Genomic DNA, 23294 nt, shown 5'->3' with positions numbered 1-23294 from the left:
CGGGTCGCCGTGATGACGTGACCCACCGGGAAGGTTCAGACAGCAGGCCTCTTACACCCTCGCCCTCAAAGCCGAAGTCAACGGCAGCCGTGTCGCCGCCAGCGCCGGCAACGCCCCGCCGATGATGCCGATTGCAAGCCCCAGCAGCCCGGCGGTCAGCGCGACGTCGGCGGTGACGTCGAGCTGGAAGGCCATCTTGGTATTGTTAGCGCCCATCGTACTGGCCTGCCAGCCGTTGAAGGCGAGCCATGAGGCGAGGATGCCGAGGGCGGCACCCGCGATCGAGAGAAGCACGGCCTCGACCCAGGTGGCAGTGAAGGCCGGCAGGCGGCCGAAGCCGAGCAGGCGCAGCGTGGCGATTTCGACCGTGCGGTCGGAGACCGAACTCATCATCGTGTTCAGCGCGCCAGCGGTGGCGCCGACCGCCATCAACAGCGCCAGCGGCCAACCGAACAGGCGGATGAGGCTCGCGGTACGCTCAGATTGCGCGGCATAGAGATCGGCCTCGGAGACGGCGGTGAGCGGCGGGCCGGGAAATGCGGAGATATGCTCCTGCAACACAGGCAACCCGCCTGCCCCATCGAGACGCACGCGCAGGCTCTGCACCTGCCCCTGCCGGTCGAGGGCCGATTGCACGGCCTCCAGATCCGCCCAGATCTCGGATTCGAAAGCGCTGCCGCCTGACGCGAAATCCCCGACGACCGTCCAGTCCACCGCGCCGAGCCGCACCTTGTCGCCGACGGCGAAGCCGGAGAATTCATCGGCGATGCGCCCACCGACGACGATCTCGCGGGCTCCCGGCGAAAACAACCGCCCTTGGGAGAGCGATACGCGATCGCGCAAACCCGGCCCCGTAGTGTCCATGCCGCGCAACGACAGTGTCTGTTCCACCCCGTCGCTTGCCCTGAGGACATCGACGGGAACAACGATCTCGCGCGACAGCGCCAGGCCGCCCGCGGCATTCCGCGCCACGCCGATCTCGCCGGTTGCGGCAGTCAGGCTGCGGATTGCCTCGGCAGGCACATCCGAGCCGGTCTCCTGGTTGGTGCCGCCGCCGAGGATGACGGCGATGCCGGTCGAACCCGCGCCTTGAAGCGCTGCCTCAAAGCCCCTGGCCATGGCGAGAAAACCCGCAAGCACCGCCACCACGAGCGCCACCGAGAGTACCATCGACAGCGAGATCCAAAGCCGCCGCGGCAGGCTGCCGAGATTGACTCTGATCATGAAAAAGATCTGCTTGAGCGCTGATGACATTGGACTATCTCGATCTGAAGGCGTTGACGATGGGCAGGCGCATGGCATTGGCGGCAGGGAACAATCCAGTCAGGAGGCCGAGACCGGCGATGATGGCGACGGATTTCAGCAGCACGGACGAGGTGAAGGCGAGGCCGAATTCCGGCCCGGCAAACAGCGTCGCGAGCTTGGCGAGAACGAGCCCGCCCGCCCCGCCGACGGCGAAGACGAACAGTGTCTCGCCGAGGATCAACGCAATGATCCGCCCCCTGGAAAAGCCGAGCACCTTCATGACGCCGATCTCGAAGCTGCGCTCCCTCACGGCAAAGAGCATGGTGTTGACCACGATCATCAGGATCGTCACGAAGGCGGCGCCGACGACGAGGCTGACGATCAGGCCGATATCGGCGAACTGCCGCAAGAAAGCCTCGAGGAACTGCTTTTCCGATTGAGTGCGCGTCGGTGCCGCCGAATTGGCAAACAGCGCGTCGATCCTTGCCGCCAGCACGCCGGATGAAACGCCCGGTCGCGGTCGCACCACGAAGCCATCGACCGTATCGTTGCCGCGGGCGCGCGCCGCATTGACGGCATCATAGCGGGCGATCATGAAATAGGTGTCGGTGCTGGCGTCGGCCCCTTCGAAGATGCCGGCGATCTCAAAACTCCAGTTGCGGCTGCCGTCTTCCCTTGTCAGGTGGCTGGTGACCCCGATGCGCTGGCCGACCGACCAGCCCTGCGCCTCCGCCAGCGCCCGGCCGACCAGCACCCGGTCACGGCCCTCTTCCAGCGCTGATATCAACTGCGGCGTCAGCCCGAGCTCGTCACCATTGGCCGCGGCGATCAATCGTGGATCGACCGCGCTCGTCATCACGACATTCTTCTCGACATCGACGAAGCCCCGCATGCGCGTCATGTAGGCGACGGCGGCGACATCGCTATCGGCGGCGATCCTGTTGAGATAGGCAAGCGGCAGCGGCTGCGCCCGCCCCGATCTGTTGAAGACGCCGAGCAGCGTATCGCTCGCCCCGGCCGCCCCTTGCGAGCCGCTGAGGAAGCTCGCCGTCAGCCCATAGATCAGGAAGGCGACGCCGACCGAGAACATCAGAAGCGTGGCCCTGAGCGGCTTACGCCAGGCATTGCGGCGCATCAGCTGGAAGAAGGTCATTGGGCCAACCTTTCCTGCTCGACGAATTCGCCCTTGTTGAGATGCAGCGTGCGCCGGGCAAAGGAAGCCGCCTCGGGATCATGCGTCACCATAATGATGGTCTTCCGCAGTTCTTGATTAAGAAAGCCAAGCATCTCAAGGATATCATTAGCGGATTTCCGGTCGAGATCGCCAGTCGGTTCGTCGCAGAGCAAGAGGTCGGGGTCGCCGACGATGGCGCGGGCGATGCCGACGCGCTGCTGCTGCCCGCCGGACATGCTGGATGGAAACTGCCGCTGCCGCCCGGAGAGCCCGACCAGATCCATCACGGTTTCGACGCGCGCCCGCCGCTCCTTGCGCTTGAGCGGCTTCAACAGCAGCGGCATCTCGATATTCTCGCCCGCATTCAGCATCGGCAGCAGGTTGTAGAACTGGAAGACGATGCCCATGCTGTGTGCCCGCCAGGCGGCTCTGGCGCCTTCGCCCATCTGCTCGAGATGGCTGCGGCCGATCCTGATCTCCCCTCCGTCGGGGCTGTCGATGCCGCCGAGCATGTTGAGCAGCGTCGATTTCCCCGAGCCCGATGGGCCCATGACGGCGACGAAATCGCCGCGTGCTATGGAAAGGTCGAGCCCGGAAAAGATCGGGATCGTCTCCGCGCCGATCCTGAATACCTTCCTGACGCCGCGAAGCGCGATATAGGGTTCTTGAGTGTCGGTCATCGCTCTGCTCCTTGCTGATGGTCTGTGCTATCCCCGGCCTCACCCACCAGAAGGCGGATGCGCGCGGCCATGGCGGGGCGCATGTCTGACGGCGGTGAGGAAAGTGACAGGCGAAGCGTCACCGTCCCCTTCTCCCGCGAAATCATCGGCGCGATCTTCGATACTTCGACCGCAAAAGGCCGGTCGGGAAAGCCGTCGAGCACCGCCTCGCCACGCAAGCCCGACCGCATCAAGGCGATATTCGCCTCGGCCACGTCGGCATCGATGACCATGGTTGCCATGTCGGCAATCGCAAGCAGGTTTTCATTCTCCCGGACGCTGTCCTCTCTCGACAGCACGGTGTCGCCGACATGTGCGGTAAGCCGCGTGACGGTGCCCGATATCGGCGCCCGTACGGTCAGCGCTTCCACCTGCTCGCGCGCCCTGTCGATATCGAGATCCGCCTTGGCCACGTCCTGCCGTGCCTGCAGGGCGGCATTCTCGGCAGCGTCGAATGCCGTCTTCGCCTCCTCCAGCGTCTGCGCCGACATCGCATCGCGCCCGGCAAGCCGCTCGGTGCGCTTGAGGGAAGACCGCGCCTGCCCCAATTCAATAGTCTTCGCCGCCAGCGCCAGCTCCGCCGATTGCCGGGCGATCTCGGCGCCCTGAAGCGCAAAGCGGGCGCCCGCATCATCGAGCCGCACCAGCACCTGGCCTGGTACGACCCTGTCGCCCGCCTCGACCTCGACGGCAACGATCCGACCTTCATATTTGGAAAAGACGGTAGCGATATCGGGCGCCACGACGTAGCCGGAGCCGGTGACTTCCCGGGTTGGCAATCCCCTCTTCGTTGGGGTATCTGAGGGCAGAGCCCGAATAGGACTGGCGGCGGGCCTGTCTGTTCCATCGACGGATATTGTGATCTCGTCCTTGCTTATAAGACCCGCAAGCACGGTCTCGATGCGCTCCAGCGTCTCGGGCCGATAGAGAAGCGCCACCGCCAGCGATGCCGTCGCGACAAGGGCCAGTATTGCTCCGGGAATCACCCGCCGCCGGGCCTGACGATCCGGCGGTTCCGTCTTGAAGGCCGCGGGTTCGATCGAAAGCGATCTCAGCTTAGCGGCAAGGTCTCGGTCATGTTCTGATGTCGTGTTCATGCCGCCAGAATGACCAACGGCAGCAAAACCGCGACCTCGAACGCGTTTCCGACAGTCCTCGATCGCGATTGTGTACTTGGCGCGGCAAGACACCCGGGTCAGCCCTCATGGTGAGGGTGAGAAGCGATCCGCGAAGCGGAGCAATCGATCCAGTGAATCGATTGCAGTGACGAACGAAGCGCCGGCTCGAACCGCGAGGGCGGGTGATTGCGTGGGTGCAGCCTCATGCTTGCTGTGTGAAGCGCCGGTGGCCCGCCCCGTCCTTGGAGGCCCCCTACCGGGCGTCTCAGGATGAGGCTGGAGAGAGGACAGGCGTCACTTCACGACGAAGCCGAAGAGACGCCGGATTCACCCTTCCTCTCCCGCCAGCCAATCGGCGTCATATCCGTGACCCGGCGGAATTCGCGGTTGAAGTTGGACTTGGTCTGGAAGCCGACCTCGAACATCACCTCGGTCACCGATTTCTGGGTCGCGGCAAGCAGCCGGCAGGCCTCGCCGATCCTGTAGTCATTGACATATTGCGAGACGTTCTTGTCCATCGCCCGGTTGATCGCCGCCGAGATCTGGCGGGCGGGAATGCCGGCCTTGCGGGCCAGCCGGTCGAGATTGAGATTGGCGTCGCGATAGAGTTTTTTTGCCTCCATCAGCGCATCGACGGTGGCGATCGTCTCCTTGTCTTCGGTCGTTTCGGACTTCGGCACCGCCTCCACCATCTCGGCCGGCGCCCGGCTTCGGCTGGCGGCGGCTGCCGCAATGCCGAGGATGACGAGAACCGCGAGATTGCTGACGCTGATCAGCGTCAGCGCATGCTCGCCATGCGCCCATGTGAAATCGAAAAAGACGAAGATATCGACCGAGGCCGACAGGCACAGCGCCACCGCCGCGAAGATGATGGCCCGATAGGCCGGCACCGCTCCCTCGAAGGGCGCAAGCCGAAGCGCATCGGCGCCCAACCGCATCAGAAGCAGGATCGCCAGGGCATAACCGACGAAAACAAGCACCAGCGCAATATCGATCACATCCCGCCGGACCACCATCAACGTGAGGATGACGGCAGCGGGCACGGCATGCAGCGCAATCCGCGCCGCCAGCGGCCGCCGGCTCGTCCTCACCAGCCTGGAAACCCCAGCATAGGCAAGCGGCGGCACCATCGCCGCGGTGACAGGCGCAATCACACCCACCGCCTGCACTCCATACCCCCAGCGCAGGCCGGAGAGGACGGATTGCAGCAGGGCGAGCAGGATCAGTGCCAGAAACGGCAGGTTGGGCTGCGCCTCCTCGTCCCGCCTGAGGACGGTGACGAAGAGGATGAGCAGCAGAAGGGCAACGACGAAGGGAAGCGGAATGAACAGCATGGCCTGATAGGATCGGAGTGGCGAATGGATGGCCATCATTGCCGAGATCCTCAGCCGGCGCGACCTCCATCATGTTTTAGGACGCGTTTTAGGTTGGGATTTTTGTGAGCGATATGCCGTGCCATCCCTCATCCGACGGTCCGGGGCGGCCGTGCAGATTCTGCGTCGAGGACAAGTGGCGGCGATCATTGTGGCGAACCGTGCGCCGGTTGGCATTTGGCAATGCGCGCCCCTACAGGCGAACGCGGATCATAAAATACCCTGCACGCGCTCTACGAGGACCTGCCTAGCCGAGAGCGCTTTGTGCTGCGCAAATCCGATCGACCAAAGCATCGAGATCGCCCCTTGGCGGACGGTTCTTGGCCAGGCGCTGCTTGAGATGCATGATCGGCTCCGCCAGAATTTCATCAAGGCTCTCGGCGCAGGTGAAGTCGCCCGCCACGCTTTTGACCTTTGAATTGTCAAAGATCGCCGACCATGCCTTGTCGCCTCGCAGCGGGCCAAGCCACTCCGGATTGTACCGGACCAGGATGTCCGTCGGCACGTGTACGATCTTGGCCTCGACATCAAGCAATCTGGCGATCGTCTTTTGAATATCATCCCAGATATGAGCGCGATCGGAGGTGATGTGGAAGATCTCGTTCAACGCCGCCGGCTTGCCGAAAAGCCCGACAAAGGGCACCGCGAAATCAACCGAGCGGGTTAGTGTCCAGGGCGTGTGGCCATCGCCCGCCACGATGGTGGGCTCGCCGTCCAGCATGCGTCTCGCCATGACGTCGCTATCGCCCATCATGATCGGCAGGCCGGTGCGAACGGTGTGACTGGGACGGACGATGGTCCAGGCGAGATTCTCGGAATTCCTGAGCAGCGTCTCGCAGGCAATCTTGTCCTGGCTATAGCGCCAGTAGGGGTTGATCGCCGGTGTCTGCTCGGTAATCACATAATGGCGCGGCGGCTTTTCATAGACCGAAGCCGAAGAGATGAAGATGTACTGGCCGCAGTGCCCGGCAAACACATCGATGTCACGCGCGACTTGATCGGGTGTAAAGGCAATGAACTGGCACACGACGTCATAATTGGCCTTGGCCAAGTCCGCATAGGCGGGCGCCGCGAGATCGCCGACGATCGCGGTAACCCCTGCAGGCAATGGGTTGCCTCTCAAACTGCGGTTATAGACGCTGACATGGTGGCCCTGAGCCACGGCGCGCTCGACGCATGGATATGAAATCTGGCCGGTACCGCCAACAAAAAGGATTTTCAAAGCCATGGGAAGGACCTCAGTGTCGGATGTGGCGGGATATGCGGTCAGTCTTCATAGCGCGAAAGAAATCGGTCGTCTCCTGCAAAACAGGTACACCGGCTCACGTTGTTTGGATCGACCTGTCCCGTAAACCAACGTGGTGCCATTCCGTATAAGCCGATCGGACGACGTGAGGTTCGGCCGCAACAAGCCATTGCCGATACCGCGAAGATCTCTATCTCAAGCCAATAATGCCCCTTCTGTTTGAGATCAGCACAAGACGGAGGTTCTCTTGAAGGATTATCTGCCCTATGCAGCCGGGGCGCTGGCAGGATTGCTGGTCGCCTTTCTCATATCTCGCCTGTTGATGCTGTCGGAGACACCGCAGCTCGTGCTTTTTGCATTGCTGCCGGCAGTCGGCGGCGCTCTCGTCGAACGCGTTTGCCATCGCCGACCCAACAATTCTTGAAGGGTTCCATGGCAAGGCTGAAAGAAATCGTCATTGATTGCGACATTCCCTCGCGTGTCGCCCGCTTCTGGGCGGAGGCGCTCGATGGCTACGACGTGATGCCATATGACGACGACGAACTGGCCCGCCTGGCCGCTCTCGGATTGACACCCGAGACTGACCCGACCGTGATGGTCGAAGGTCCCGGAACCCGCCTTTGCTTCCACCTTCGCCCAGGGGAACGTCCCGCCCGCAACCGACTTCATCTCGATATTGCCACCCCCGATCGGGCCAGGGAGGTAGAGCGGCTTCTATCGCTCGGTGCGAGCTTCGTCCGGGAAGCGGATGGATACACGGTCTTGAATGATCCCGAAGGCAACAATTTCTGCGTGGTGTCGGAATAGTCCCCTCCGGGCCGAAAGCCCGCCCTGCAGCATGAACGGCACCCATCTCAGGTCGGCTATGCCAGCGCCAAACCGGATCTCCCGCGGAATGTCTGGGTCAGACGCGATTCAGGAACTCGATCACGCGGAGGGTGAGCAGCGCGGTCGCTTCCGCGTCATAGGAGGGCAGCGAGCTGTCGGCGAAGTAGTGCTGGTCGCCTGGGTACAGGAAAAGCTCCGCGTCCTCGACCTTCTCCACGATCTCACGGGCGGCGTCGATGTCGCCCTCGCCGACGAAAATCGGGTCGTTGTCCATGCCGTGGATCTGCACCGCGACGCCGTCCGGCCACGGTCCGAAGGCCCACTCGCCGCTGATCGGCAGGCAGGAATAGAAGAGCAGAGCCCCGCGGGCGCCGGGCCGCGTCTGCGCCAGCTTTTGCGCCGGCAGCACCCCGAACGAGAACCCGGCATAGATCAGCGTGGGCGGCAATTCGTCGGCGAGGCGCACGCCGCGCTCCCGCATGGCATCGAATCCGATCTCGCCGATATAGGCGATCCCCGCTTCGATGCTTGGGAATGTGCGCCCGTCAAACAGATCAGGCGTGTGCACGATGTGACCGGCTGCCCTGATATCGTCGGCAAACGAGCGGACACCTGGGGTCAGCCCCTGTGCATGATGGAACAACAGGATCTCAGCCATAAGGAGCCTCCGGGCGGAACGGTCGGGCGCATCGCCACTCTACAGCGTCGCCGCCTTGCCGGGAAGAGTGCGGACACGTTGCCGAAGCAACATCTGCAACCCCGCCGAAAACCGATCGGGGGGAAACCTCCTGACGCTCTACCGGACTGATAAAGGACCTTTCCGAGACCGGTACATCGATTGCTCCATTCATAGTTTCAGGCTTTGCCGAACCACCGCGATGCGGCCTGCGCGGCTTCCTCATTGTCAGGCGCAGCCTCACCAGCCCACGCCACGAAGCCGTCGGGGCGCACGAGCAGCGCGCTCAGCCCCAGCCGAGCCCTGGCGTCACTGGCGACATAGGTGATCCCATTCCAGCGGCTTGCGAGCGCTTGCAGCGGTGCACCGGCGTCAAAGTCCAAAAGCAGGCCTTTGCCCTCCCTGAGATGATCGCCGAGCTTCGTGCCGTCGGCCAGCTCGAAATCGGGAGCGCTGCGGCCGACCAGCGGGTGACTGCCGCCAAGATCGTAGCGGAGAGACACACCCCAGACGCGCTCGGCAAAGTATGTCGCGCCGTCACGCGTGTCGATCAGATCGCGGATGATGGCTTCGAGCGCGCGCGAACTCCGGCTCGGCCGCATCAGTGCGACCTGGGCGCGCGACCAGTCGAGAATCTGCGCTCCAACTGGATGCCGTTCGCAGAAATAGCTGTCGAGCAGGCCCTCCGGCGCATCGCCACGGATCGTCGCTGCAAGCTTCCATCCAAGATTCATCGCGTCGCCGAGCCCGAGGTTCAGGCCCTGGCCGCCCAAGGGGGAATGGATGTGCGCAGCGTCACCCGCAAGCAGCACCCTCCCCTTGCGGTAAGCCGTCGCCTGATAGGCGCGATCCGTCCAGGTGGTGGCAAGCTCAAGGCCCGTCACCGTGACATCGGCGCCGGAAATATGCCGCAACACCGATTGCACATGCTCCGGCGTGATTGGCTGCGTTCGGTGAAATGCGCCCCCGTCGAAATCGACCATCGCGATCGTGCCGGGCTTTTGGTAGGTATACATGCCTGTTGGCGTGTAATGGCGGCCCGCGACGAGCTTCTCCGGATCGGCCATCTCGACCTGAACGGAATAGCCGGTGAACTCCGGATCGGTGCCAACGAATTCAAAACCGCCTGCCCTGCGCACGGTGCTGCGCCCGCCGTCACAACCGATGAGCCATCGTCCGCGAAAGATCTGGCCACCCGCGCGAACGGTCACGCCTTCGCCCGACTGATCGAAGCCATCGACACCGAGCCCGCGCCTGATCTCGACACCCATCGCGCTTGCGTGGGCGGCCAGCGCGGATTCGAAGTGCTCCATCTCGACCGCCATGCTGGTACCGGCCGGACCTGGCAGGCGATAGGGCCACGTCGAGGTGTCGATGGTGTCGTGAAAGAACTGAATGCCGGCGAAATGCCCGCCCGGGCGACGCGGCTGCTGCATCCAATGCGCTGAAGTCGATTGATCTTTTTCGCGCTGCGGCGCCATGATGTCATCCAGCAGCCCGCGACGGTAGAAGGCTTCGATGGTCGGTGCGGAAAGGCCGCGCATGCCGAACGGCAGCCGCTTCAACGGCGAATGCGGGTCTTCGGCCTGCTCCAGCACCAACACCGAGAGGCCGGCCAGCCGCAGCTCGCAGGCCAGAAACAGGCCGACCGGACCTGCACCGGAAATCACAACGTCATGAATCATGAGAAAATCGGGCATGAACTACTCCTTTATGGTCGTTCGACCGGAGCAGTTCGTCGTTTTGAGAACCACACGGACGAACAATGGGACGCTTGAACAGCGTCCGTTGTTCGTCGTGGAGTACTCATGCACGAGGCAAGGAACAGAGCTTTCGTTTCCGAAAGGACTTGGGCCAACCACACCAAGTCATGCCTTTTCCGACATCGGCAACATAGCCGCCGAGCGATCGATCGGCAACAGAAGATATCCTCTTCTGAAGGTCTGACCTGACGGGGAAGGCCCCTTCCGGGCGGTTAAAAAGGAACAGCCGTCCAGCTATGTGTGGCAGCAGGAACCATTTCCGGTGTCATCAGGCGAATGTTGCAGGCGATTGTCGACGCTCTGGCTGTTTCCTTCCGGCGGCAGGTCCATGGCGATGTTGGATGCGAAGAAGCCGTTCGGTTTCAGCGTGAAGCCGGCATATTCCACGGGCATGATCGGAAAATCCTCGGGCTTGCAGACATGGGTATGGCCGAAGGAATGCCAGAGCACGACATCGGCATTCTCGATTTCGCGGTTCTGCTTGACATAACCCGGCAGGCCGTCGCCGCCGGCATGCACGTTCGGATAATCGCCGCTCGCATATTTTTCCCTGGCATCGAAGGCCGTGACCCAGATGTGTTTCTTGGCGAAGCCGCCGCGCTGGGCAACGGTCGAATCCGGCTGGGCAAGCATAACAGGCGACGGCATGACGACAATCTTGTAGCCCGGCGCCTTGCCGACGCTGTTCTTTATGTTGGGGTTGGAGACTTTCCAGTAACGGCCGGTCTCGCCATTGGCGAGTGCCGGGGAATCAAGTTCGCGTTTCAGCACACGGCTCCTGGTATCGAAGACATTGCCATAGGGATTATCCTCACCCCAGGGACGCGGCACGAACTCATGCTCGGTCACGGTATTGTCGCCGCCATCGACATCCATGTGCAGGCGCGCATTGAAGAAATGCTGGTGGGTCGGACCGCCGAGATTGTCATCGACCATGCCGCCCCATGGATAGGTTTCGCCGGTCGCGACCGCCGCCGTCTGGATGATGCCGGTGAGCTTGGCTTCGAGCTGGATCGTGCCGTCCTGATAGAGATACCAGTAGAAGCCGTAATCGTAATTGCCGACGGTTGCGAAGAAGGAGATGACGAGGCGGCGCGAACGGCGCACTTCGAAAATACCGTTGCGGAATTCGTAGTGCTTCCAGAGGATGCCGTAATCCTCCTCATGCATGCAGATGGCGTTCTTCATGGTGAAAGGCTGGCCGAGATCGTCCGCCGCCGGCACGTCGAAATAGTGAATATGGCCCAGGCAGTCGCAGCCGAGTTCGAGGCAATTGGCCAGGCGCCCGAGGCCATATTCGCCGGCATCGAAGGCGCTCTTCCAATAGTGGTTGGCGGTCGGATCGGCATAGGGCACGACCATTTCCGTGACACTGGCGCGAAAGACGACGGGCCTGAGCCTGCCCTGATCCTTGATGCCGAGTTCATGCAGAACGAGGCCCTCGCGCGGAGTGAAACCGACACGGAAACTCCAGTTCTGCCATTCGACTTTCCAGCCGTCGACCGTAAAGCTCGGCCCTTGCGGCTGAACGATATGCAGCGGCGTGAGATCGGGCCGCGGTTCCGGAAAGGTTTCGCGGCCATAATTGCGCTTCTTCCTCGGGACCGGAATGATCTTCTCATCGTCGACGAGATCGACCACCCGGTTGGTGATCAGATCGACCACCGCCACCACGCCCTCGATCGGATGCGCGTAGCCGTTGTCACGGACATCCTCGCGCCAATAGGACACGGCGCGGACGATGCGCTTTCCCTTCTCGAATTCGCGGCCAAAATAGCCCGAGGAAAAAGGATCGATCTGGATGAGCGGAATATCCTCATCGGTAATGCCGCGCTTCTTGACGGCAGCGATCCAGCGCGGATCGGATTTGACGGTGCCTTCAACGGTTTCGAATTCGCACAGCATGATCGGCGGCTGACCATAGGGCAATTCATCAAGAGGCAGCCGGATATAGGAGGATACCGTGCAGACAGTCAGGTCTACGATGCCCTCGAAGGTTTCGCCATTGCTGATGTCGATTGCCAGGATGAAGGCAAGCCGCGGCAGCCTGTCGCCCAGGCGATAGGCGGCAAGATCTGCCTTGGTCGGCTCCTCCAGCCGGGTGATCGGAAAGCGGAAGGTGGCTGCGAGTGTCTGCGTATCCTTGAGTATGGCAACGGCAGAAGCGATCTCGTCGAGGCTCAGAGGATCGAGCGGATGGCTAACTGCGACAACGGCGTCCATTGGTATACCTCTTGTTTTTGGAAGAGACGACGCAACATGGCGCGTCGCAAGCTGCGGTGATCAGGATCGACCGGAGCAGATCTGTGTCTCGATCATCATCTGGTCTGCATGAATGCAGAACATCGAGCAGAAGGCGTGTGCCTCGACGGCAACCAGCAATGTTGCGCCGGCGAGGATCGCGACCGCGAGAACCAGAAGGCGATCGACGGGTGCAAATTCAGCAACCGCAGTCATTCGAAGACCTTTCCAAGCGAGGCGTAGAGAGCGGGCTTGGACTTCTTGACCCGCATGGCAAACAGCGCGCCCAAAATCCCCACCAGCACCATGGCATAGGGGAAAGCCTTGACGATCAGGCTTTCGCTGCCGGAAAGGAGTGAAAGATTGGAGCTGACCAGCACCAGCGAACCAACGAGGCCGAGGAGCGCCAGCACTGGCGCGGTCATCGTGGTCCAGGCGCTGTAGCTGTTCGGCGTCTTGCGGAAGAACATGATGATCGCGACGGAGACAAGCACCTGCACCAGTAGGATACCGATACCTGCCAGCGCTGCCATCCAGGAGAACACGACAGTGTAGGGATCGGCGCCGAAGATCACGAACAGGGCAAGGACGACAGCCGCGATAAGACTTTGCAGAACACCTGCGGCATAGGGCGAGCCATGTTTGGTATGAACCTTGCCAAGCACCCTGGCGGCCAGGCCTTCACGGCCAAGGGCGAAGAAATAGCGGTTGAGCGTATTGTGGAAGGACAGGATGCAGGCAAACAGGCTGGTGATCAGCAGCACGTTCATCACCTGGCTCGACCATGGACCAAGCACGGAATTGGCGGCGGTGAAGTAGAAGCTCTCGAGGCTGGCGGCTGCAGCGGCCTGCACCTGGCCCGGACCATAGAATTGCACGATTGCCCAGGTGGAGAAGGTATAGAAGAGGGTAATCAGCAGCACGGCGACATAGGTGGCGCGGGGAATGGTCTTTTCCGGATCTTCGGCTTCCTCGCCGAAAATGGCCGTCGCTTCGAAGCCGATGAAGGAACCGATGACGAAGACCAGCGCCACACCAAGACCGGGCGCAAAGACCGACGATGGCGCAAAGGAGGAGAAGCTGATGCCTTCTGGTCCGCCGCCTGAAAAGACGATGGCAAGATCCAGAATCAGCAATATGGCGATTTCGGCAATCATGCAGACGCCGAGGATCGCGCCTGAGAAGGCAATGTTGCGCTGACCGCAGACCAGCACGACGACCAGTGCCGCGAAGGCCCAGGCCCACCAAGGCAGGACCAGCCCGAGCGGCGCCATGGCATTGGCCATGAAGAAACCGAACAGGCCATAGATGGCGATCTGAACCGCGCTATAGGTAACCAGCGCCATGAAGGCACCACCCACACCGGCCGGCTTGCCAATACCGTGGGTGATATAGGTGTAGAAGGCTCCTGCCCCGCCCACATGCCGGCTCATGGCGGTGAAGCCGACCGAGAAGAGAAGGTAAAGCATGCCGGCAAGCACGAAAGCGCCGGGAACGCCTGCGCCATTGCCAAAAGCGAAGGCGGCCGGCGAAGCGCCGACGACAGCCGTGAGCGGCGCGGCCGCGGCAACGACGAAGAACACGATGTGGGCGAGACCCACCGAGTCCTTGGCCAGACGACGCTCCGGCGATGATGGTGCGGGCATGCTTGCTTCCAGTGTCATGGAGAACCCCTCTTTGCTTGTTTGTTGCCAAGAAGGTAAGCGCGGCGATCTGGCCCCGAAATTGCAGTTTATGCCAATGAATCGATAATTCGCGCCACTGATGTCGCCGGAGACGCTGAAAATGGCAGTTGCATCGCATTTGATCAGCCGCATGCCCGCAGTTGCTTCAATTCGAGCCTCCGTCTTGATCCCGCTGGTGCAACAAATCGATAAAAGATCCGGGAAAACCGACCTTCTTCTCGCTTCGCACGGCATCCTGCGCTTGCAATTGGAAGATCCCTACGCTGTCCTGCCCATGGCGCGTTATGTCGCGCTGTTCGAAGATGCCGCGACCATAACCGACGAACCGGCACTCGGAGCCCGCATGGGCACTGGATTCAAGCCCGCCGACATCGGCCCTATCGGTATGCTCTTTGCGCTCTCGCCGACCATTCGCAGCGCTTTCGAGCGGCTGTCGAAATATGTCAACGCGGTACAAGGCGCGACCAGTTCCGGCGTGTTCGAGGAAAATGGCGATTTTGTCTGGAGCTATCGGATCGTCGATCCAGCGATGTGGCCGCGCCGGCAAGACAGCGAATTCACGATCGCCGCCTCCTGTCAGCTCGTCCGTTCGTGCTTCCGCCGTGGTTGGCGGCCGATCGAAATCCAGCTCGAGCATCACGCCCCGCGTGACGCCAGTGTGCTGGAACGCATCTGTGGCGCGCCCATCCTGTTCGGCCAATCCGGCAACCGGATCGTCATGAACAAGGCGGAGGCTGACCGTGTGCACCGTGCGGAAGACAAAAGCCTGATCGAAATCCTGGAGCGGCATATCGGCGATCTGGTCAACGAGCCAACCGCCGGCGATATCGTCACGGAAAAGGTGCGGGCTCTGATCAGCATCTATCTCGGCCGCAAACCGGTCACGGTCGCAACGCTTGCCGCCGAACTGAAAATGTCGCCGCGAAGCCTGCAGCGCCGGCTGTCGGAGGAAGGCGTGTCGCTTCGCGATCTCGTTCGCCAGCACCGCCAGACACTCGCCGCCCACTATCTCGGCGACCGACATGCCGCACCGATGTCCGAGATTGCGCGTGTGCTGGGCTATGCAGACAACACGGTGCTCTGGCGTGCGCTGCGCTCCTGGGAAAAGAAGGGGAACGACCCATCTTCGACAGCTTGATCGAAGATGCACGGCAACGGAGACCGCACGATTACTGCCCTACGGACGGAAGCAAAAGCCCGGCATCCTCCAGCGCCCAAGCGCGGCATTCTCCAACGCCCCTATGGTGACGGTGCCTACTTCTCCTCCCTCATTCCAGTGCTCGTCACAGGAATCCATTCACGGCGCGTCCGCGCCGTGAATGACTCTCATACGACGAGGTCGTTCTCCCGCGCCCAAGGACTTGGGCACACTAGATTCCTGTGACGAGCACAGGAATGAGGGAGGTTGGGTTGGCGTTCCCGTCGTCAGCCAAGCACGCTTTCAGCAACGCTCGACGCCCTTTGCCGCCAGGATGTCATCAACGGCTGTCGACATCAGAAATTCCGACAGCTGCCTGGCAGCTTCTGCGTCCGTTGAATCGGCGCTGATGCCAATAGCGAAGTCGATGTAACTTTGGAGTTCTGCCGGAAACCGACCGACAAGCATGACCTCGGGAGCGGCGGCGAGAATCGAAGTCACGGGAACGACGCCCAACTCGGCCTCCCCATGGCCTACGGCCGGCGCTGTCTGCCCTCCTGATATGGCCACCAGCTTGGGCTTCACCTCATCGGCTATTCCCAAGCGTTCCAGCAAACCGGAGAAGTAGCCGCCGCTGCTTCCTTCACTGGCGTAGGCGATCGATCTGGCGCTCTTCAACGCATGTTTGAATGCTTCCACCGACCCGACGTCGAGCGACCGACCGCCTGCCTTGGCCGCCACCCCCATTGCTATCCGGCCGAACGCGACCTCGCTCCCCGCCTTGACTTTTCCCAAGGCGGCCAGATCCTCAACCAGGTTCGGATTGGTGATGACGAGGTCAAAAGGCTCCCCAGCTTCAATCTGCTTCTTGACGACAGGATTGAGCTCCCACTTGACCGCAACTGTGAATCCTGTGTCCGTTTCGAACTGGGATATGAGAGCAAGGACGGCGGGTCGGACCGCAATAGCGCCAAAAAGGCGGATTTCCTGGGTCATGGTCGAAGTCCGCTCCGATCTGTCCATCCTGTCCAACAGACCCTACGGCCCAGCCCCAAAGAATGCCAGCCGGGTAAAGATCGTGTAGTCCGCTTCCGATACCATCAGCGCCACGAAAACCAGCACCAGCAGCGGCGGCAGCAGGATGGCGTAGACGAGCGCCAGCCGTTCCCAGGCCATGTGCATGAAGACGGCGACGATCAGCCCGGCCTTCAGCATCATGAACACGAGGATTAGCGTCCACCTGAGATAACCCTGGACGCCGAGATAATCGACCATGTAGGAAAAGGCGCTGAGCACGAAGAGCAGGCCCCAGACGAATAGATAGAGCCGGATCGGGTGCTGCTGTCCGGTGTGTGTTTGTGCATGCACCGTTTGGCTTTGCGCATGCGCCGTTGTCTCGCTCATGACGACCTCACCACAGATAAAAAAACGCGAAGATGAAGACCCAGACCAGGTCGACGAAGTGCCAATAGAGGCCCATGATCTCGACGGCCTCGTAGCGGCCTTTCCGGCTGGTGAAGAAGCCGCGCCGTTCCACGTCGAAATCGCCACGCCAGACCTTGCGGGCGACGATGATGAGGAAGATGACGCCGATCGTGACGTGGGTTCCGTGAAAACCTGTTATCATGAAGAAAGTCGATCCGAACTGTGCCGCCCCCCACGGGTTCTCCCAGGGGCGCACGCCTTCGGTGATCAGCTTCGTCCATTCGAAGGCCTGCATGCCAACGAAGCCTGCGCCGAGAACGGCCGTGAGCAGCATCAGCATGGCAGTCATGCGGCGGTCGCGGCGATAGCCGAAATTGACCGCCATCGCCATGGTGCCGCTGCTTGAGATCAGCACGAAAGTCATGATCGCGATCAGGATCAGCGGAACGTTCTGGCCGCCGATATGCAGCGCGAAGACCTCGCTCGGATTGGGCCATGCAACCGGCGTCGACATCCGGGCCGTCATATAGGCGATCAGGAAACAGCCGAAGACGAAGGTGTCGCTCAAGAGAAAGATCCACATCATCGCCTTGCCCCAGGAGGCGGTCTTGAAGGCGCGCTGATCCGAGCTGAAATCGGCGGCGACACCGCGCAGGCCGACCGGGCCTAGGCCTGGCTCGCCGTGTGTCTGGACAGGATGTGCCATCTGCAAATCTCCTAACTGAGCAGTGTGCGGCAGAGATCGACGAAATCATTCGCCCATCCGGCAAAGAGCGCGAAGAGCAACAGCCAGACGGCGAGCATGAAATGCGAGTAGATGGCGGAAAGATCGACGCTGAGGCGCAGCCTGTCCGTCGCCACAGCCGTTGAAAAGGCCCTGACCGTCGTGTGCGCGAGCACGGCAAGCCCGCCGAGGATATGCAGGCCGTGCAGCCCGGTCAGCATGTAGAAGAAGCTGTTGGAAGGGTTATCGGCCAGCACGTACCCGGCCGCCGTCAGCTCCCGCCATGCCTGGATTTGTCCGACGAGGAAGAAAATGGCAAGCGCAAGCCCTGCAGCAAGCGCCGGTCGCAGCACTTCCATGCGGCCATGACCTGCTTCTCTTTTCGCCCATTGAAGGGCAGCGCTGCTTAAGGCCAGTGCCGCAGTGTTCACCCAGAGCAGCCGGGGAACAGGCGTCGCCCACCAGTCGGTCGACGCCATGCGCATGAAATAGGCGCTAACAGCAAGGCTGAAGACAGCGCCGACGACGCCGAGAAACACGAAGAGCCCGATTTTCACCGCCGGCGCCGGCAGCCTTTGCCGCTCGGCACCGTCATGACCCGGCAGTTGCACCGACCCGGTTTCGAGCCAGGGCTTCGAGGTCAACCGCTGCCCGGAAAGCCACCAGAAGATAATGGCGGCGACTGCGGCGAGGAAGATCAGCATGACGTTCATGCGTGGACCTCCCGTGTGACGCCGCCGCCTGATGGCACTGTCTGCGGAATGAAGTCCTCGGCCGCCCCGGGCACGCTGTAGTCATAGGCCCAGCGGTAGACGACAGGCAGATCCTTTCCCCAGTTGCCGTGGGCTGGCGGCGTCTGCGGCGTCTGCCATTCGAGCGTCGTTGCCCGCCATGGATTGCCGCCGGACTCCCTGCCCCGGAAAAGGCTCCAGACCAGATTGAACAGGAAGACCATCTGTCCGGCCCCGACGATCAGCGCCATGACGGTGATGAAGATATTCAGCGTATGGGCCGAAGGCGGAACGAAGGCCGTCTCCCCCATCTCGAAATAGCGACGCGGCACGCCGAGCAGGCCGAGATAGTGCATCGGAAAGAAGATCGCATAGGTGCCGAGGAAGGTGATCCAGAAGTGGATATGGCCGAGCACGTCGTTCAGCATGCGTCCCGTCACCTTCGGATACCAGTGATAGATCGCCCCGAAGATGACGAGGATCGGCGCCACACCCATGACCATGTGGAAATGCGCGACGACGAACATCGTGTCCGACAGCGGCACGTCGACGACGACGTTGCCGAGGAACAGGCCCGTCAGCCCGCCATTGACGAAGGTGACGATGAAGGCGAGCGCAAAGAGCATCGGCAGGGTCAGGTGGATGTCGCCGCGCCACAGCGTCAGCACCCAGTTGTAGACCTTGATCGCCGTTGGGACGGCAATGATCAGCGTCGTCGTGGCGAAGAAGAACCCGAAGGCCGGGTTCATGCCGCTGACATACATGTGATGCGCCCAGACGACAAAGCTGAGCGCGCCGATGATGACGATCGCCCAGACCATCATGCAGTAGCCGAAGATGTTCTTGCGCGCATGCGTGCTGATCAGGTCCGAAACGATGCCGAAGGCAGGCAGCGCGACGATATAGACCTCCGGATGCCCGAAGAACCAGAAGAGGTGCTGGAAGAGGATCGGGCTGCCGCCGCCATGCTGTAGCTGCGTGCCCATTTCGACGATGGCAGGCATGAAGAAGCTCGTGCCGAGCAGGCGATCGAACATCATCATGACGCAGGCGACGAAGAGCGCGGGAAAGGCGAGCAGCGCCATCACGGTCGCGGTGAAGATGCCCCAGACGGTGAGCGGCATGCGCATCAGTGTCATGCCGCGCGCCCGCCCCTGCAGCACAGTCACCACATAGTTCAGCCCACCCATGGTGAAGCCGATGATGAAGACGATCAGCGAGGAGAGCATCAGCAGGATGCCCCAGTCCTTGCCGCCAGGCGTGCCGGAGAGAACGGCCTGTGGCGGATAGAGGGTCCAGCCGGCCCCCGTCGGGCCTCCGGGGGCGAAAAAGCCCGCAGCGAGGATCAGCACTGCGAGCAGGTAAATCCAATAGCTCAGCATGTTGGCGTAGGGAAACACCATATCGCGCGCGCCGACCATCAGCGGAATGAGGTAATTGCCGAAGCCGCCGAGGAACAGTGCGGTCAGCAGATAGATCACCATGATCATGCCGTGCATGGTGATGAACTGATAATAATGATCGGCATCGATGAAGGTGAAATAGCCGGGAAAGGCGAGCTGAATCCGCATCAGCCAGGAGAGTACCAGCGCCACCAGGCCGATTGCGATCGCCGTGAGCGAATATTGGACGGCAATGATCTTGGCATCCTGGCTGAACACATATTTTGTCCACCAGCTTTTCGGATGATAGAGTTCGACATCCTCGACTTCAGCAGAGGGGACGGCGCCTGCGCTGTCGGATGGAATCTCGACCATGATCTCTCTCCCCTTCGTCTCCCAGCGGTCTGCGACCGCTGGGGGTCAGTTTGCCGGCGGCATCTCTCCCGATGACGCCGTAAGCTGGGTGAATGTCTGCTGCTGCCCGAGCCAGGTCTGGTAATCCGCATCCTCCTCGACAACGACGGTGCCGCGCATTTGCCCATGGCCGACGCCACAGAGTTCGGCGCAGAGGATGTCGAAGGTCCCTGTCCGCGTCGGCGTGAACCAGAAATAGGTGATCATGCCGGGTATCATGTCCATCTTGGCGCGGAATTCCGGCACGTAGAAATCATGGAGCACGTCGACCGAGCGCAGCAATATGTGCACCGGCTTGCCGATCGGCAGATGCAATTCGCCGCCCTCGATGATCACGTCGTCAAGGCCGCTTGCGTCGTTTTTATCAAGGCCGAGCGGGTTTTCGGGGGTGACGTCGCCGGTTTCGGCGCGGCCGAGCTTTCCGTCGGCTCCGGGCAACCGGAAACTCCACAGCCACTGCTGGCTGACGACCTCGACGGATGCGGCATCGGCAGGCACTGTGATGAACTGGTTCCACACGATCAGGCCGGGCGCCAGCATCGCCGCAACGCCGACCGCCGTTCCCCCTCCCAGCAGCAATTCCAGCCTGCGGTTCTCGGGCTCGTAATGTGCACGGTTGCCCGGCTTGTGCCGGAAGCGGAAGACGCAATAGGCCATGAACAAAACCACCGCCACGAAGACGATGCCTGTGATCCAGAAGGTGATGACGAGGGTGGTGTCGATATAGGTCCAGTTGGACGCGATCGGCGTCCACCACCACGGGCTCAGCACATGGAACAGCACGGAGCCGACGACAATCAGGACGAGGATCAGCACGACAGCCATGTCCGCTCCTCCTCGAGCAGGTCGACCCGTGAAACCGCATTCCGCAAAAAGTCCGTGTTTATTATCGCACAGATAGAAAATATCGGCAATTACGGCAATTTAGGCATGCGCCCCGGGCCGCGAGCCGCCATTTGGAGTATTGCCCGTCGCGGGGAATGTTGCCCATCACTTGGAATATTGTTTGAGATAGGCGATGAGATTGGTGATTTCCTGGTCGTCCTTCACCCCGACGAAGGCCATCTTCGTACCCTTCACCTTCCCCTTCGGATTGTGCAGATAGTCGCGCAGCACCGTCTCGTCCCAGACGAGACCGCCCTCGCCGGCCGCCTTCATCCCGGCCGAATAGGCGTAATTGGGATGCGTTCCGGCCTTCCGGCCGAACAGCCCGTTCAACGACGGGCCGACCTTGTTCGTATCGGAATCGGCGACATGACAGGTCACGCATTTCTTAAAAACGGCAGCACCCGCCGTCGCATCGCCCTCCTGCGCCCCGGCGTCAGCAGGGGAAAGAGCAATCACGGATGTGGCGATCAGCAGAACAACACGGTAATCCATGGCAAACCTCATCCTCCTCAAGGTTGCCAGCCACTTGCACCCTCCGCAATCTCTCGCGTGGGAGTAGTGGTTGTTATGGCATAAAGCTTAGTCCTTCGCGGCAACAAGTCAATCGGCCCCACAATTGGGGCCACTTGAACGCCATCTGATGTCCAGGGGACTCGAGACGCGGATAAGCTCGTTGAGATCGAAAATCCGGCCAGCTATCCTTCAATCCACGGCGTAATGGATATGATGCAGGCCCCGCGCCACCTCAACTGCCGCCATTTGACCTACGTGCCGATCGAAAGCGCCTCCTTTACCGCCAGCTCGGCCATGGCGAGAGCGGCTTCGCGGGTCCTGGCGGCAGCGATGAAGCGGCCGTTATGGCAGAAGCTTGCGCCCTCTATGCCGCAAACCGCCTCCAATGCGCCATTGGTGAGCCCGGCCCAGGCCGCCGGCAGGTCGGCCCTGAGCTCGAACCCGTCCTCGGCGCGGCGGATGCCGGTCACGCACCAATCCTTTTCGCGCGGGTGGACGACGAACAGCAGGTGATCGGCGCCCGCCTTGACGATAGCGGGACGGAAGGGCATGCCCCTCGGCAATTCCAGAACACGCCCCTGCCCCGCAGCCTCGATTGCCCGATGCACGATCGCCTCGGCCCGCAATTTTGCGGCACTCTGAGCGATCCTGGCCTCGACGAAACTGCGGGCAATGGCAAGGGCCGTGTGGAAGGCGCGATCGTCGGCCTCAGGGTCTGCTTCGTCGAAAACCGGTTTCAGGGTTTCCAGCAGCGCCGGCAGCGTCAGCGCGGCCAGCGGCCCGGATGGGCTGAGCGCGCCATTGTCGGTCAGATCGACCGGCAGCACGAAGCTGGCGTCGAAAGAGCCATGCATCGCCTCGACATGCGCTTCGGGAAGGCCGAAGGCTGCGAGATAATCACGGCCGTAATGCTTCCAGATCAGGCCGAACGAGCTGTAGGGCTGGCCATCGTCGCGCAACGGCGCGCCGCGCTGGTGGTGATCGAATATCCCGGCAGCGGGATCATAGGCTCCGCCGACATCGTAGATGATCCGGTCTTCGCCCGGCGTGATCCACTCCGCCGCGCGGCTGCGAACGATACGAGCCTGCGGGAAAAGCCGGGTCAGGATGACGCTCGACAGCAATTCGTCGGCATGAAAGCCACCGGAATGGGTGACGAGGAAATCGGGGATCATGGGAGCTATGCGCCTTGTCGTTCGCGGACGATCCGCTTGCAGGTCGGCTGGAGATAACCGTTGCCGGCTGCTATCTCAACCCATACCTTAAATTGCAGTCGATTTAAGGATAAAATTATGCAGCAATCCAATGTGTTACAGCGTCCCCTGACGGGGCATCAGGAGTAAGAGGCAGTCCGTGGAGATCCCTCAGCGCTTTCACGTTGTCGAGACGGCCGGATGGCTTGTGAACCACCGCATGAACTCCGCCCTTCCCGGTTACCTCATGATCAGTTCCAAGACCGACGCCAACGATCTGTCGGATCTGCCTGAAGACGCTTTGGCCGAATTCGGCCCATTGCTCGCAAGGGCTCAGAGTACGCTGAAACGGCAATTGAATGCTCAGCGCGTCTATATCGGCCGGTATGGACACACGCCCGGTTATCCGATCCACTTCCATGTGATCCCGATATATGAATGGGTGGAGGCGTTGTTCTGGAAGGACGCTCGATATCGCCTGCTTGAGAATTTTGCAGAGGGACCGGGGGAAACTGCAACGGATGGCGCAGAACTGACGCTGTTTGTCTGGCGAGAGTTCTGTGAACGCGCAGAGCCGCCGCCGATCAGAGGGCCTTCTGTCTCAGAGGCTATTAAGTTGCTGCGGGAGGCAATGCGGTTTCCGCCGCTTTAGATCTTTGTACTCATGCATGTCGCCGGAAAATGCCCAGCGGTTTTGGCAGGACGGCATGCATGAAGAGACAGCGCCGGCCTTGTGACCGCTGGCGATCCTGTGGCCGAAAGCGAGGTCGAAGGTCTCCGACCGTCTCGACCAACAATCCCGGATCCCCTCCTTGAGA

23 protein-coding genes are annotated in these 23294 nt (G+C 61.5%); 4 read left to right on the top strand and 19 right to left on the bottom strand.

Annotated features, from left to right (window positions below; translation table 11 throughout):
* Positions 1 to 51: 51 nt before the first annotated feature.
* From FFM53_RS22835 to FFM53_RS22810, 6 genes are all read right to left on the bottom strand, one after another.
* Positions 52 to 1254 (bottom strand): ABC transporter permease, encoded by a 1203-nt coding sequence (locus FFM53_RS22835; protein WP_138387336.1) that lies wholly within the window; start codon positions 1252 to 1254, stop codon positions 52 to 54.
* Positions 1255 to 1258: 4 nt separating this feature from the next.
* Positions 1259 to 2398 carry an ABC transporter permease gene (locus FFM53_RS22830; RefSeq protein WP_138387335.1) on the bottom strand — a complete coding sequence of 380 codons (1140 nt, stop codon included), beginning with the start codon at positions 2396 to 2398 and terminating at the stop codon, positions 1259 to 1261.
* Positions 2395 to 3099, bottom strand: coding sequence for an ABC transporter ATP-binding protein (locus FFM53_RS22825; protein WP_138387334.1), 705 nt, complete (start codon positions 3097 to 3099; stop codon positions 2395 to 2397). Before FFM53_RS22825 ends, FFM53_RS22830 begins: the two co-directional genes overlap by 4 nt.
* A complete protein-coding gene (locus tag FFM53_RS22820) occupies positions 3096 to 4328 on the bottom strand; it encodes an efflux RND transporter periplasmic adaptor subunit (protein ID WP_138387333.1) in 1233 nt (410 codons plus the stop codon). Before FFM53_RS22820 ends, FFM53_RS22825 begins: the two co-directional genes overlap by 4 nt.
* 227 nt (positions 4329 to 4555) lie before the next feature.
* Positions 4556 to 5629 (bottom strand): helix-turn-helix domain-containing protein, encoded by a 1074-nt coding sequence (locus FFM53_RS22815; protein WP_138387332.1) that lies wholly within the window; start codon positions 5627 to 5629, stop codon positions 4556 to 4558.
* A 247-nt stretch (positions 5630 to 5876) separates the two neighbouring features.
* Positions 5877 to 6857 carry an SDR family oxidoreductase gene (locus FFM53_RS22810; RefSeq protein ID WP_138387331.1) on the bottom strand — a complete coding sequence of 327 codons (981 nt, stop codon included), beginning with the start codon at positions 6855 to 6857 and terminating at the stop codon, positions 5877 to 5879.
* Between the two features lie 265 nt (positions 6858 to 7122).
* On the opposite strand from FFM53_RS22810, the gene FFM53_RS22805 reads away from it, so the two are divergent.
* Entirely contained in the window at positions 7123 to 7299 is a 177-nt protein-coding gene (locus FFM53_RS22805; RefSeq protein ID WP_173883629.1) for a hypothetical protein, read from the top strand.
* An 8-nt stretch (positions 7300 to 7307) separates the two neighbouring features.
* Positions 7308 to 7682, top strand: coding sequence for a VOC family protein (locus FFM53_RS22800; RefSeq protein WP_138387330.1), 375 nt, complete (start codon positions 7308 to 7310; stop codon positions 7680 to 7682).
* Between the two features lie 97 nt (positions 7683 to 7779).
* On the opposite strand, the gene FFM53_RS22795 is transcribed toward FFM53_RS22800, so the two are convergent.
* From FFM53_RS22795 to FFM53_RS22775, 5 genes are all read right to left on the bottom strand, one after another.
* On the bottom strand, positions 7780 to 8361 hold the full coding sequence (locus FFM53_RS22795) for a dienelactone hydrolase family protein (RefSeq protein WP_138387329.1): 582 nt from the start codon (positions 8359 to 8361) through the stop codon (positions 7780 to 7782).
* A gap of 197 nt (positions 8362 to 8558) precedes the next feature.
* Positions 8559 to 10079, bottom strand: coding sequence for an FAD-dependent monooxygenase (locus FFM53_RS22790; protein ID WP_138387328.1), 1521 nt, complete (start codon positions 10077 to 10079; stop codon positions 8559 to 8561).
* Between the two features lie 297 nt (positions 10080 to 10376).
* Positions 10377 to 12365 carry a primary-amine oxidase gene (locus FFM53_RS22785; protein ID WP_138387327.1) on the bottom strand — a complete coding sequence of 663 codons (1989 nt, stop codon included), beginning with the start codon at positions 12363 to 12365 and terminating at the stop codon, positions 10377 to 10379.
* A 60-nt stretch (positions 12366 to 12425) separates the two neighbouring features.
* Positions 12426 to 12599 carry a hypothetical protein gene (locus FFM53_RS22780; RefSeq protein ID WP_173883628.1) on the bottom strand — a complete coding sequence of 58 codons (174 nt, stop codon included), beginning with the start codon at positions 12597 to 12599 and terminating at the stop codon, positions 12426 to 12428.
* On the bottom strand, positions 12596 to 14047 hold the full coding sequence (locus FFM53_RS22775) for an APC family permease (RefSeq protein ID WP_138387326.1): 1452 nt from the start codon (positions 14045 to 14047) through the stop codon (positions 12596 to 12598). Before FFM53_RS22775 ends, FFM53_RS22780 begins: the two co-directional genes overlap by 4 nt.
* A 121-nt stretch (positions 14048 to 14168) precedes the next feature.
* Here FFM53_RS22775 and FFM53_RS22770 point away from each other — a divergent pair, with 121 nt between their 5' ends.
* A complete protein-coding gene (locus tag FFM53_RS22770) occupies positions 14169 to 15206 on the top strand; it encodes an AraC family transcriptional regulator (RefSeq protein ID WP_138387325.1) in 1038 nt (345 codons plus the stop codon).
* A gap of 303 nt (positions 15207 to 15509) precedes the next feature.
* Here the strand turns inward: FFM53_RS22770 and modA are convergent, their stop codons facing one another.
* The 8 genes from modA to FFM53_RS22730 all read right to left on the bottom strand — a co-directional run bounded on the left by modA (position 15510) and on the right by FFM53_RS22730 (position 22458).
* Positions 15510 to 16202: a molybdate ABC transporter substrate-binding protein gene (gene modA, locus FFM53_RS22765; protein ID WP_173883627.1), complete on the bottom strand. Its 693-nt coding sequence runs from the start codon at positions 16200 to 16202 to the stop codon at positions 15510 to 15512.
* Between the two features lie 42 nt (positions 16203 to 16244).
* Positions 16245 to 16610 (bottom strand): cytochrome C oxidase subunit IV family protein, encoded by a 366-nt coding sequence (locus FFM53_RS22760; protein ID WP_138387323.1) that lies wholly within the window; start codon positions 16608 to 16610, stop codon positions 16245 to 16247.
* Between the two features lie 7 nt (positions 16611 to 16617).
* Positions 16618 to 17337 (bottom strand): heme-copper oxidase subunit III family protein, encoded by a 720-nt coding sequence (locus tag FFM53_RS22755; protein WP_138387322.1) that lies wholly within the window; start codon positions 17335 to 17337, stop codon positions 16618 to 16620.
* A gap of 11 nt (positions 17338 to 17348) precedes the next feature.
* The gene (locus tag FFM53_RS22750) at positions 17349 to 18068 is read right to left on the bottom strand and encodes a cytochrome c oxidase subunit 3 (RefSeq protein ID WP_138387321.1); all 720 of its coding nucleotides are present in this window, start codon (positions 18066 to 18068) and stop codon (positions 17349 to 17351) included.
* On the bottom strand, positions 18065 to 19843 hold the full coding sequence (locus FFM53_RS22745; protein WP_138387320.1) for a cytochrome c oxidase subunit I: 1779 nt from the start codon (positions 19841 to 19843) through the stop codon (positions 18065 to 18067). The genes FFM53_RS22750 and FFM53_RS22745 overlap by 4 nt, the downstream gene beginning before the upstream one ends.
* A gap of 45 nt (positions 19844 to 19888) precedes the next feature.
* The gene (locus FFM53_RS22740) at positions 19889 to 20707 is read right to left on the bottom strand and encodes a cytochrome c oxidase subunit II (protein ID WP_138334793.1); all 819 of its coding nucleotides are present in this window, start codon (positions 20705 to 20707) and stop codon (positions 19889 to 19891) included.
* Between the two features lie 165 nt (positions 20708 to 20872).
* Positions 20873 to 21262, bottom strand: coding sequence for a c-type cytochrome (locus tag FFM53_RS22735; RefSeq protein WP_003540937.1), 390 nt, complete (start codon positions 21260 to 21262; stop codon positions 20873 to 20875).
* Positions 21263 to 21534: 272 nt separating this feature from the next.
* Positions 21535 to 22458, bottom strand: a complete 924-nt coding sequence (locus tag FFM53_RS22730) for an MYG1 family protein (protein ID WP_138387319.1) — start codon at positions 22456 to 22458, stop codon at positions 21535 to 21537.
* Between the two features lie 178 nt (positions 22459 to 22636).
* Between FFM53_RS22730 and FFM53_RS22725 the strand changes: the two genes are divergently transcribed.
* Complete coding sequence (locus FFM53_RS22725; protein WP_138387318.1) at positions 22637 to 23128, top strand: HIT family protein; 492 nt, start codon at positions 22637 to 22639, stop codon at positions 23126 to 23128.
* The last annotated feature ends 166 nt before the right edge of the window (positions 23129 to 23294 follow it).

This window comes from Rhizobium indicum, assembly GCF_005862305.2.
GTDB lineage: Bacteria > Pseudomonadota > Alphaproteobacteria > Rhizobiales > Rhizobiaceae > Rhizobium > Rhizobium indicum.
Note: the sequence above shows the minus strand (reverse complement) of the source record. Positions and strands in the feature narration are given on the sequence as shown.

Coding starts and splice junctions, on each gene's coding strand:
- FFM53_RS22835 (WP_138387336.1), bottom strand. CDS start 1,254: ATGTCATCAGCGCTCAAGCAGATCTTTTTCATGATCAGAGTCAATCTC.
- FFM53_RS22830 (WP_138387335.1), bottom strand. CDS start 2,398: ATGACCTTCTTCCAGCTGATGCGCCGCAATGCCTGGCGTAAGCCGCTC.
- FFM53_RS22825 (WP_138387334.1), bottom strand. CDS start 3,099: ATGACCGACACTCAAGAACCCTATATCGCGCTTCGCGGCGTCAGGAAG.
- FFM53_RS22815 (WP_138387332.1), bottom strand. CDS start 5,629: ATGATGGCCATCCATTCGCCACTCCGATCCTATCAGGCCATGCTGTTC.
- FFM53_RS22810 (WP_138387331.1), bottom strand. CDS start 6,857: ATGGCTTTGAAAATCCTTTTTGTTGGCGGTACCGGCCAGATTTCATAT.
- FFM53_RS22800 (WP_138387330.1), top strand. CDS start 7,308: ATGGCAAGGCTGAAAGAAATCGTCATTGATTGCGACATTCCCTCGCGT.
- FFM53_RS22795 (WP_138387329.1), bottom strand. CDS start 8,361: ATGGCTGAGATCCTGTTGTTCCATCATGCACAGGGGCTGACCCCAGGT.
- FFM53_RS22790 (WP_138387328.1), bottom strand. CDS start 10,079: ATGCCCGATTTTCTCATGATTCATGACGTTGTGATTTCCGGTGCAGGT.
- FFM53_RS22785 (WP_138387327.1), bottom strand. CDS start 12,365: ATGGACGCCGTTGTCGCAGTTAGCCATCCGCTCGATCCTCTGAGCCTC.
- FFM53_RS22780 (WP_173883628.1), bottom strand. CDS start 12,599: ATGACTGCGGTTGCTGAATTTGCACCCGTCGATCGCCTTCTGGTTCTC.
- FFM53_RS22775 (WP_138387326.1), bottom strand. CDS start 14,047: ATGACACTGGAAGCAAGCATGCCCGCACCATCATCGCCGGAGCGTCGT.
- FFM53_RS22770 (WP_138387325.1), top strand. CDS start 14,169: ATGGCAGTTGCATCGCATTTGATCAGCCGCATGCCCGCAGTTGCTTCA.
- modA (WP_173883627.1), bottom strand. CDS start 16,202: ATGACCCAGGAAATCCGCCTTTTTGGCGCTATTGCGGTCCGACCCGCC.
- FFM53_RS22760 (WP_138387323.1), bottom strand. CDS start 16,610: ATGAGCGAGACAACGGCGCATGCGCAAAGCCAAACGGTGCATGCACAA.
- FFM53_RS22755 (WP_138387322.1), bottom strand. CDS start 17,337: ATGGCACATCCTGTCCAGACACACGGCGAGCCAGGCCTAGGCCCGGTC.
- FFM53_RS22750 (WP_138387321.1), bottom strand. CDS start 18,068: ATGAACGTCATGCTGATCTTCCTCGCCGCAGTCGCCGCCATTATCTTC.
- FFM53_RS22745 (WP_138387320.1), bottom strand. CDS start 19,843: ATGGTCGAGATTCCATCCGACAGCGCAGGCGCCGTCCCCTCTGCTGAA.
- FFM53_RS22740 (WP_138334793.1), bottom strand. CDS start 20,707: ATGGCTGTCGTGCTGATCCTCGTCCTGATTGTCGTCGGCTCCGTGCTG.
- FFM53_RS22735 (WP_003540937.1), bottom strand. CDS start 21,262: ATGGATTACCGTGTTGTTCTGCTGATCGCCACATCCGTGATTGCTCTT.
- FFM53_RS22730 (WP_138387319.1), bottom strand. CDS start 22,458: ATGATCCCCGATTTCCTCGTCACCCATTCCGGTGGCTTTCATGCCGAC.